The organism is Serratia sp. T13T92 (assembly GCF_047530105.1).
GTDB classification, from domain to species: Bacteria; Pseudomonadota; Gammaproteobacteria; order Enterobacterales; family Enterobacteriaceae; genus Chania; species Chania fonticola.
In genome coordinates, this window is sequence record NZ_JBLJAK010000077.1 from 1 (window position 1) to 9,557 (window position 9,557).

The 9,557-nt window shown below is 50.9% G+C and carries 7 protein-coding genes and 4 pseudogenes; 2 read left to right on the forward strand and 9 right to left on the reverse strand.

The window, feature by feature from the left end; all coding sequences use genetic code 11:
• Positions 1-340: 340 nt before the first annotated feature.
• Complete coding sequence (locus ACMV5I_RS28480; RefSeq protein ID WP_414825854.1) at positions 341-586, forward strand: hypothetical protein; 246 nt, start codon at positions 341-343, stop codon at positions 584-586.
• A gap of 49 nt (positions 587-635) precedes the next feature.
• A complete protein-coding gene (locus tag ACMV5I_RS28485) occupies positions 636-1,385 on the forward strand; it encodes a helix-turn-helix transcriptional regulator (RefSeq protein ID WP_414825855.1) in 750 nt (249 codons plus the stop codon).
• On the opposite strand, the gene ACMV5I_RS28490 is transcribed toward ACMV5I_RS28485, so the two are convergent.
• The 9 genes and pseudogenes from ACMV5I_RS28490 to ACMV5I_RS28530 all read right to left on the reverse strand — a co-directional run bounded on the left by ACMV5I_RS28490 (position 1,357) and on the right by ACMV5I_RS28530 (position 8,829).
• Positions 1,357-1,989 (reverse strand): acyl-homoserine-lactone synthase, encoded by a 633-nt coding sequence (locus tag ACMV5I_RS28490; RefSeq protein WP_414825859.1) that lies wholly within the window; start codon positions 1,987-1,989, stop codon positions 1,357-1,359. The genes ACMV5I_RS28485 and ACMV5I_RS28490 overlap by 29 nt on opposite strands.
• Positions 1,990-2,029: 40 nt before the next feature.
• Complete coding sequence (locus tag ACMV5I_RS28495; RefSeq protein ID WP_414825856.1) at positions 2,030-2,614, reverse strand: recombinase family protein; 585 nt, start codon at positions 2,612-2,614, stop codon at positions 2,030-2,032.
• A gap of 118 nt (positions 2,615-2,732) precedes the next feature.
• A pseudogene (locus ACMV5I_RS28500) lies at positions 2,733-2,984 on the reverse strand (Tn3 family transposase); the annotation flags it as partial.
• Positions 2,985-3,154: 170 nt separating this feature from the next.
• A pseudogene (locus ACMV5I_RS28505) lies at positions 3,155-4,087 on the reverse strand (transposase); the annotation flags it as partial.
• A gap of 9 nt (positions 4,088-4,096) precedes the next feature.
• Positions 4,097-4,585 (reverse strand): annotated as a pseudogene (locus ACMV5I_RS28510) (IS3 family transposase); the annotation flags it as partial.
• Positions 4,586-4,665: 80 nt separating this feature from the next.
• Positions 4,666-6,174, reverse strand: coding sequence for a group II intron reverse transcriptase/maturase (gene ltrA, locus ACMV5I_RS28515; RefSeq protein WP_414825860.1), 1,509 nt, complete (start codon positions 6,172-6,174; stop codon positions 4,666-4,668).
• A 675-nt stretch (positions 6,175-6,849) separates the two neighbouring features.
• Positions 6,850-7,538: pseudogene (locus ACMV5I_RS28520) on the reverse strand (transposase); the annotation flags it as partial.
• 144 nt (positions 7,539-7,682) lie between these two features.
• Complete coding sequence (locus tag ACMV5I_RS28525) at positions 7,683-7,976, reverse strand: hypothetical protein (RefSeq protein ID WP_414825857.1); 294 nt, start codon at positions 7,974-7,976, stop codon at positions 7,683-7,685.
• Between the two features lies 1 nt (position 7,977).
• On the reverse strand, positions 7,978-8,829 hold the full coding sequence (locus ACMV5I_RS28530; RefSeq protein ID WP_414825858.1) for a ParA family protein: 852 nt from the start codon (positions 8,827-8,829) through the stop codon (positions 7,978-7,980).
• Between the last annotated feature and the right edge of the window lie 728 nt (positions 8,830-9,557).

Consider the following 9,557-nt stretch of genomic DNA (forward strand, 5'->3'; position numbering starts at 1 on the left):
AACTGGCCCCAGCCATCATCAATCTGGAAGAGGAGTTTTGCTGGTCGAGGTATGTGCATACGCGGGAGTATAGCGAGCTACGATGGTTGAAGAAAGTCACTCTCTAACAGAATCTTAGCTCCCGCCGTAGGCGGGCTACTGTTCACTCTACCCGTTTTTCCAAGCGACCCCCTACATTGACTGCATGTTTTGTAATTTAGGTGGCATCCACTTTCAGTAGCGTGAATGATTGCAGTTATTTCACTGATGCACTTTGTTTATTGAGGTGCTCGGTTAGTGTGGTTTAACGTCAGCGAACAAGAGTGCTCATGCGTTGGTGCTACCGCTATGGGGGAGGGTGATGAAATTGGCTGTGTTGCCGAAGATGAATTTGAAAGGAGACGTAAGCAGTGTTAAAGTGAAGAACCCGGCCAGCAGCGACTTTTTGCGTATCCTGTCTGACCGGAACAGTTTCCCTGGTGTTGGCTGGTTTAGCTACCTGACCGAAAAGTCAGGCTTTTTTTACCATTCGCCTAATGAGGATTATTATAGCTTGAGTTTCCTGATCCGTAAGTTGTGCTTAAGTCCCATGCGTACCTATACTTAAGTTCAGGTTCTATCGCTAAAAGGGAAAATCAGACTGCTACGGAGCCTGTATGTTTTCTACCTTCAATGAAAATAAAACCATAACGGAAACTCTCCGAGATCATATCGACAGAAAACTGTCCTCTTTTGGTAGGCTGGAATACGCTTATACAGTCGTCAGCAAAAAAAATCCGTCAGATATGCTTATTATTTCCAGTTATCCTGATGAATGGGTAGAGCTCTACCGTGCCAACAGCTTTCAACTCACTGATCCTGTGATATTGACCGCGTTCAAGCGTTCATCTTCCTTTGCATGGGACGAAAATATTACCCTTATGTCCGACCTGAAGTTCACTAAGATCTTTTCCCTCGCCAAGCATTACAATATCGTCAACGGCTTCACTTTTGTGTTACATGACCATATGAATAACCTGGCGTTGTTGTCGGTCATCATTGCCAACAACGAACAAGGGGCGTTGGAAGCCCGGCTCTCGTCTGAGCGTGGAGCCATACAGATATTGCTGATCGATATTAATGAACAGATGTACCGTCTTGCCGGTGCGAGCTCATCCGGTAGGCAAAGACATCATGTGGGTACGGTAAAACCCATCTTCACTCCACGGGAGAACGAAATACTGTATTGGTCCAGTATGGGAAAAACCTATGGGGAGATTGCCGCTATCGCAGGTATTTCCGTGAGTACGGTGAAGTTTCATATGGGCAATATTGTCTCCAAGCTGGGTGTCAGCAACGCCCGCCAGGCGATCCGACTGGGCGTTGAGCTGGAGCTTATTACACCGGCAGCGACAGCGGCCAGGTAATAGCAGACGCCGCTGGGTAGCCGAATTCACTGATGAGTCCCGATGCCATCTGATCCCGATCCTCGGCTGCCGTCGGCAAACAGACCAGATAGATACGCTCTCGCTCACTGAGGTAGGCCTCTTTAAGAGTCCTGATCTGCCATCCTGAGCGTTTCAGGATTGTCAGCATCGGCCGGCTTACAATGGTGTGAATACCGTTGCGTTCGTTATGACGAGCCCAGTTAATCATGGCAAGAAACAGAACCTGGCTGACCGGATAGCGCCCGCCAAGCAGTTGCCGCGCCCGGTCTTTGTCGACAAAGAAACGGCTCGATTCTATACCGCCGAGAGGAAGCGGGACTGAGTCAAAACAGGCACGAAACGTGTGAGTTATCATGTTGGGCTGTTCAAGGCCAGTAAAGCGTACACTGCAGACCAGTTGACCATTGTACAGGCCAAGAATATAGCGCGAGTCGGGGTTATCGAATTCATCAAATTCCATGTCGACGTTGCACACTACGTCCCATCCTAGCCGGTCGCTGAAGGTTTTTTTTCTCAGCCGATAAAGTTCATTCGAGTGCGTCACCTTCAGCTCATCATAGCTGACGTCAAACAATTCAAGCATTCCATCGAGAATGTTTTCTGTCCGTGTTTCCATTCTTTTTTTATTCATTGTTTGCTGAGCCTCGGATCCTCATAATTGTCTGTCTTGATGTTTTAAATTCACGGGCCACACTTGCTATGCTGTGGCCACCATTCAGCCGTTCTGCCACCAGTTTCTGTTGCTCCTGGCTTAATGCCGGGGGGCGACCAAAACGTTTTCCTGATGCCTTGGCCCGGGCGATCCCTGAGTGTGTACGCTCAAGCAACAGGTCACGTTCAAATTCAGCCACCGCTGAAATCACCTGCATGGTCATTTTTCCCGCTGGACTGGTAAGATCGACGCCCCCAAGAGCCAGGCAGTGAACACGAATGTCTAATGCCGCCAGTTGCTCCACCGTTTTTCTGATATCCATAGCATTTCGTCCAAGGCGATCCAGTTTGGTGACAATCAGCACATCACCATTTTCCATACGATCAAGCAGCCGGATAAATCCAGCTCGCTCACTGGCCGCCACCGATCCACTAATATGTTCCTCAACCAATCGCTGACGATTCACGGCAAAACCGGCCGCCTCAATTTCCCAGCGCTGGTTTTCAGTAGTCTGTTCCAGAGTGGAGACCCGGCAGTAGGCAAAAACACGTGACATGATGATTTTTTCCGTACGAAATCCCTGTACGAATCATATCACATGTACGATAGTTATTTTCCTTACTTTCGTACATTTATAATCAGACCGGTCCGAAACCGAGCGGTTTTGGACACCATCAGGCGGCCAATGCCAGCCGCTGATCCATGTTCAACTCGATACGGCCATACGGATTAACATGGTGGTATATCAATGGCGTCAGACCACGCCAGTCTTCTTCGGTCATTCGCTGACGCCAGGTAGGCTCTGACAGCACATTCTGGATCAATAGTGTATTGATGTAGACCAAACTGATTTGCAACAGGTGCAATGAGAGCATAGATAGCTCCTGATCCGCAGTCCGGTTGCTGGTAAATTCTCCGTGTTCGCCGGCTTTGTTGAATAATAGAGAATCATGCTGTTTTTACATACCTGTTTTGGTCAAAGATGCTTGTCACTATTGCGAGCATCTCCCAATTCTGACTTTAACCTACTGATTTTACGTTGGGGAAGACCGCCATTTTTGTAGGCCTGCAGCATAATATCTATTTATTCAACAACGCCGTGTTCGCCATAAAAAATAAAATTATTGGCGCTGTTCCAGTTTTCCACGACGTTGAGACCCGCATTAATTTCGCAACGCAGTGACTCATCATGCAAATAACGGCAGAGGAAGATAGTCTTAATCGCTTTGCCCAACTCAGCCAATGCCTTATAGGTTGGATGCTGGATGTTATTGCGGGTGAATCGCCTCAATATTGCCTCGGGTTCGGCTGTTCCGACTTTAAGTGCCGCTGTATATTTGATTATTTCGTCATACTGCTGTGCGATCAGTTCCCAGTCGATCCCCCGGGTTAAAATTGGGGTCAGGTGCGGGTACAACGATGCATCCTCCTTTTCACACACATACAGTTTCTGTCGGGCGATGGCTTTCAGGCGCGGCAGTAGATCGAACCCCAAAACATCGCTGAACGCAAAAGCCACCTCACTTTGCCCGTGGCTGTCCACATACTGGTGGTTGATCTCCATGTCAGTACAGTGGCGCAGAACGCCCTCCATCATGGCAGCGACCTCCGATGAAGAACATCGACGCAATTGTGAATAAATACATGTGGAGTGCGTGTCCACATGCCAGTAAATCATCACGCCACGCCCGCCATAGCGCGCATGCCATTCGGTCATCAGATTTTGATCATAGGCACCAAATTTCCGGGAGTCTGCGGCACAGGATGTCGTCGCATTCCCCCATATGGCCGGCTGACGAATACGGAAAATACCGTTCACAATATGTGAAATCGCTGAGCGCAAAGCATCTTTTTGAATAAACCGCCGTTTAACGTAGCGCAATTCATCATAGTTGACGCGAGGTTGCTGGCTGGCAATGCGTTTCAGTCCTACATTGGTACCGAGGCCAAACAGACATAACAACAGACGACGTTGCAATACCTCAGGTTCAAGAACTTCCCGGCTGGCTGATGTGCGAAATAACGACGAGTGTAGTGGTCAACTAATACTGGCCACCGCATTAGACTGTATGTAGTACAGTCGCTCCGATTCGTTTGGCGTCAAGCCGCCGTTGTACCAGTGAGGCCGCACAGCGCTGTAATAGCCCGTTACATAGCGGATTATCGCGCTTTGAGCTTCGCTGAAGCTGTTGTATCCCTTCGTCGGCACCCATTCGGTCTTCAGGCTCCGGAAGAACCGCTCCATTGGCGCATTATCCCAGCAGTTACCCCGACGACTCATGCTCTGCTTTATCTGGCAGCGCCACAGCGCCTGCCGATACTGCCGACTGGTATAGTGGCTGCCCTGGTCGCTGTGGAACATCACACCCGCAGGACGACCGCGTAGCTCCCAGGCCATCTGCAGCGCTTTGACCGTCAGTGCCGAGTCCGGCGACGTCGACATGGCCCAGCCCACCGGTTTACGGGCGAACAGATCCAGCACCACAGCCAGATAAGCCCAGCATTTGCCTGTCCAGAGTAGAGTAAGAGGCAGGGCGTAGTCGGACTATTTCCCCGCCTCTCCTCCCCGAACCGGACGTGCACCTTTCAGCGCATCCGGCTCTCCATTTAAACGCTGGCGAACGCCATTGCCACTTCAGTGTAGCGCGATGTGTATGTGTTTCTCGCTTCCGTCCTCAGATAGGGGTTACTTTCAGGAAGACGCCAGCGGAACAGCTTCTTGCCTTGCCCTACCAGCCGGTACAGGATTTCACCGCTGAGCTTACCGTGGTTGGTTTTACCAAATAAAACCCACGTTTTGCTCTGCCCCGGTTTCGGTGATTTGCACCACCACCTCATCAGGGATGCAATACCTGTACGGTATTTACGGGCCAGCCAGTGAGCCAGTTTCCAGAACACCACACGGTCGATATAACTGAAGACTTTGGCCTTAAAATCAACGAACTGATAGAACGCGGCCCAGCCTTTCAGTTTTCGGTTGAGTTGTTCAGCCATATCGACTTTGCTTTCACTGTAGTTGCCTGATAACAGTGCTGTCAGCGATGCGGCGAAGTTTCTGGCTTTGTCCTTCGGGATAGTCGATACCACCCGCATATTGCCGTAACGACTGCGTTTGCGGATGATCCGGTGACCCAGAAAGATAAAGCCGTCATTGACATGGGTGATCCTGGTCTTGTCCATGTTCAGCCTGAGTTTCAGACTGTCTTCAAGCATGCCCCGACACTCCTCCCTGATGGCTTCCGCCTGTGCTTTGGTGCCTTTGACAATAAGCACAAAGTCATCGGCATACCGGCAGTACGCCACCGCAGGTTTCCATTGCCAGTTTTCTCTGACCGCAGTACTTCGGCCTCGCTGGATACTGTTATTCCAGTACCAACGGTCCTTTCTGGCTTTTCCGCACAGATAGCGTTCATGCAGATACTGATCGAACTCATTCAGCATGATGTTCGACAGCAACGGCGATATTACGCCCCCCTGCGGCACGCCTTCACTGGCCGCCCGAAAGAGACCGACATCGATATGTCCCGCCTTGATGGTTTTCCATAGCAGAGTCATGAAACGTGCGTCACTGATCCTCCGGCGTACGGCTTTCATCAGCAGTCGGTGATGTACTGTGTCAAAGTAGCTGGACAGGTCACCCTCAATAACCCAGCGCCCTCGTGTTTCCCCACAGTCGGTAAGCTGTAATTTCACCGTGCGGATCGCGTGATGGACACTGCGTTCAGGCCGGAAGCCATATGAGAGAGTATGAAAATCACTCTCCCAGATCGGCTCCATCGCCATCAGCATTGCCCGCTGAACAATACGATCCCGCAACGCGGGGATACCTAGTGGTCGCAGTTTGCCGTTGCTTTTAGGGATATAAACCCGTCTGGCTGGCAGGGGCTGATAATCACCAGAGAGAAGTTCATCCCTGAGTATTTGTAGCTCAGCAGGCAGTCTGGGCAGTAGCATTGCTTTATTCACACCATCAACGCCGGGGGTATGCGCCCCTTTTGATGAGAGAGTTATCCGTGCCGCTTCAGCCAGCCATTCTGGTCGTGTTATCAGACGCAGCAACCGTTCAATTCGTCGGGACGGATCGGTGGCTGCCCATGTGGCAAGCTTGCGTTGCATTTCGCTGATTATCAAAGGTCTTCACCTCATTAGGCCAGTTAATTCACGTCGCAAGCACATTCAAACTGCTTCCCTTCGCCATGTAATGGGCTTTCCCCATCGCGGACTACTACGGAAGCTCCGCCAGCCAGCGCGTCATCGGAGCCATGCCTCCTTAACATCCGTCGCTGACCTTCCCCGGTTTACCTGCCTGGACTCAGACATACTGAGGAGGCTGCCCGTCGCACTCTTTATCCTTGCTTGCCGCAAGTTGGCAGAAGTCAGCAACGCGAGTGTGACGGGCGCTGCTGTCCCAGTGTTTCGCATACATATCAAAAAAACACCTTCGACTGGCAGTGCTTACGTCTCACTGCCGGTTCCTCCTGCACGGCCTGTCAGATCACGTAGGCCGTGGTGACGTTTTCAACCCACAGAGGCGGATTAACGGGTTCATGTTCTTCAGCCTTTCAGTACTTAACCTTGAGGATCATCTTGGCTTAGTGATCTCGCCTCAATCCCCGTTGTCAGCGGGTTACATCACCCTGCGGGCATGCCGCAGGTCACTGCCGCTCAGGTTCTCCACCGTCACACCCGGTGGGATTGTTGGGTTTCTCGTCATGAGTTACCGGCTCAATATTCCAGACAGACTCGTGGTTCATTTGAGCATCCGTGCTCGCCCTGAACTCCGGGCACACTGTAGGTCACATCACCGCACCTGACCAGGTATGGTGCGGTGACCGCGAACTGGCGGTTGAGATGATTCGGTATTTCAACGTGCTCGTTACCGCCACGCTTGTACTTATGGGCTGGTACCTGACAACTGGCGATGCGCAGCTCTTTCATCAGCTTACCGGCAAGCCAACGCCCTACTTTGACGCCGGAGTCCCGGGTAACGATGCTCGCGATGCTTCGGGCACCGGCAGAGCCGCCGCTGGCGTTCCAGGCCTCCATGACCCGGCTGCGTTTGGTCATGCGCTCCCCGTCTGGCTCATTGACCGAAGCATGCCAGTGTCTGTAGCTGCTGCGATTTACCTTAAAAGTCTGGCACAGTATGATGACCGGGTATCGCGCCCTCAGCCTGTCGACTACCGTGAACCGTTGAGTGAGTCCGACATTAAGAGCGCTGTAGCCTTTTTTAATATTTCGTTCTCCATTTCAAGGCGTTGTATTTTTTTCTTCATCTCACGCAGCTCGAGCTGCTCAGGGGTGAGAGGAAGCCCCGCAGGGGTTTTACCTTGTCGCTCCAGCCTGAGTTTATTAACCCAGCGTGTCAGCGCGGAATGGCTGACATTAACCGCTTCGGCGGCCTTAACGAATGTGTAGCCGTGGTCGACAACCAGTTTTGCAGCTTCGAGCTTAAATTCAGCCGTGAAATGTTTAGCCATTTGATCACCTGTCGTGTTGTGGAGGTGAGCATATCACCTCCGATCAGGTGGCCAGTATCAGTGTGCCACTACACGGTAACAGCAGTCATCGCTTTCTTCTCCTTTTTTGTAATTCAAAAAGATTACTTATGTAAGTCTAATGTATTACAGATTCTCTTTAATCATCTCCAACATTTTCTCCGGCCCGACTTCTTTGGCCAGATACAGCGCGGCACGCAACACGGTTGAATCAGTGATTGTCTTGGTGGTGAGATCCTGGATCTCATCGACTAGTTCGGTGCACATCATTTTTTCTGCCGGCGTCATACGTATGGTCTTCGGATTTTCGCTGGTCGTCCTATTCCGGTTGACCTTAACGTTCGAAAGGCGGGTTTTCGCCTCTCCCTGGGCAGGTTCTGGTTTGACCATAGCAGGACGGGTGAGGGGACCTTTAGCCATTTTATTCAACCTCTTTTGATAAGACTGTTTCAAGTTCGCGCATCAGTGCGCTGTAATCGTTTAGCGCCAGAGATCCTTTGTTATAAAAGTAAAGCGGGACACAGGCTACCTGAGCCTGAGATATGTTCTCATCGGTCCGGATGCGGGCTTCGAGGTAGTTGTCTTTGGTTCGTTCGTTGTTGGATAACTGCTCGTGAAGGTAGGTGTTCATTTTTGTCTTGGAAGCGTTGTACTCATTACGGAATACGCTGAATTGGGTAAATCGGGTTTCCCTGATCTCGTCCAGGTAGTCCAGTACAACGTCCAAGCCAGTCAGGGCGAAACTGCCACCATCAACAGGAATGAGTACATGGTCTGCCATGAACGCTGCGTTCGTGGTGGATAAGTTCAACCCTGGTGAGCAATCGATCAGGATATAGTCGAATTTATCCATGACAGACTGCAGATGACGGAACAGAATTTTTTCCCGATGATGACGGGTCAGGCAATTTTCCATTACGCGTTCAAAAGACGGATCGGATGGAATGATAAACAGATTGTTTATGACCTCTTCACCGCTTACGGCGGGAATGATGGCATCGAGAATGTTGAAGCGGGGATTGTTATATAAATCGCAAATAGTATGGCCGTATTGTGCGTAGTATTTTTTGCCGTTGGCCATCACCTCTGTGGAATTGGCTTGCTGATCTCCATCAATCAACAGTACACGACGTCCAGCTCGCGCTAGTGTCATGGCGAGGTTCGTTATCGTTGAGGTTTTACCTGCCCCGCCTTTGTTGTTCATGATGGCAACTATTCTGGCTAATGTATTGGACAGTGGTGTAAGTAAGGATTGCGCAGGGACTTCAGTCATCGGGAATTCCTCTCTCAATGAAATACTATTGTATTACGTTTTGGTGAAAGCAGTCAGTCTGCCTTGTAGGATCACTATAGCATTACAAATGTAATACACAAGTATTTATTTTAAAATACTTGTGTATTTGAAACGTATTCCAAAGTTTCTCTCGACCATGAAGCCATCATGGCTAGACGGTATTCGGATGTCGCGCGGGCGCTCCGCTTTATGTGCTCACCTTCCACGTTGTTCCAGCTTCGCGGTGAGGGAGGACATGTGTCGCCTGCGGCAAACGCCGTGCCTCTACTATAGCCGGGCCGCGGCTGATGCAAGGGGAGCGTAAACGCCGTCACCTTCACCCGGTCGCAGTTTATTTAAAAGGCATTATCCGCCGTCTTCCCGTCGTTTTCCGGCTCAATTTTCGCCGTCAAACCGTCCAGCCTGCTCCTGCTTTTTTACTGCGCTGCGGCTTCGGTGACGCCCTTGCATCCTCCGCTTTTCGCCCGGCTGTCGTGTCGGCACGGCGTAAGCCGGAACACAGACGACATCGACTACGGAGGATTTTCTATGAGCATTACGACCACCACACCTGCTGTCTACGTTGGCACCTACCACAAATGTAAGCGTCGTTAAATCCCCACAGTGTTCGGTCGTGGGGTTTAAGGTAGGGTGATTTTCCAGGGCAGCAGCGTGTCCCAGTCGATGGCGTCGTCCGGCGATTTCAGCGCCGTCAGCAACGCATGCAG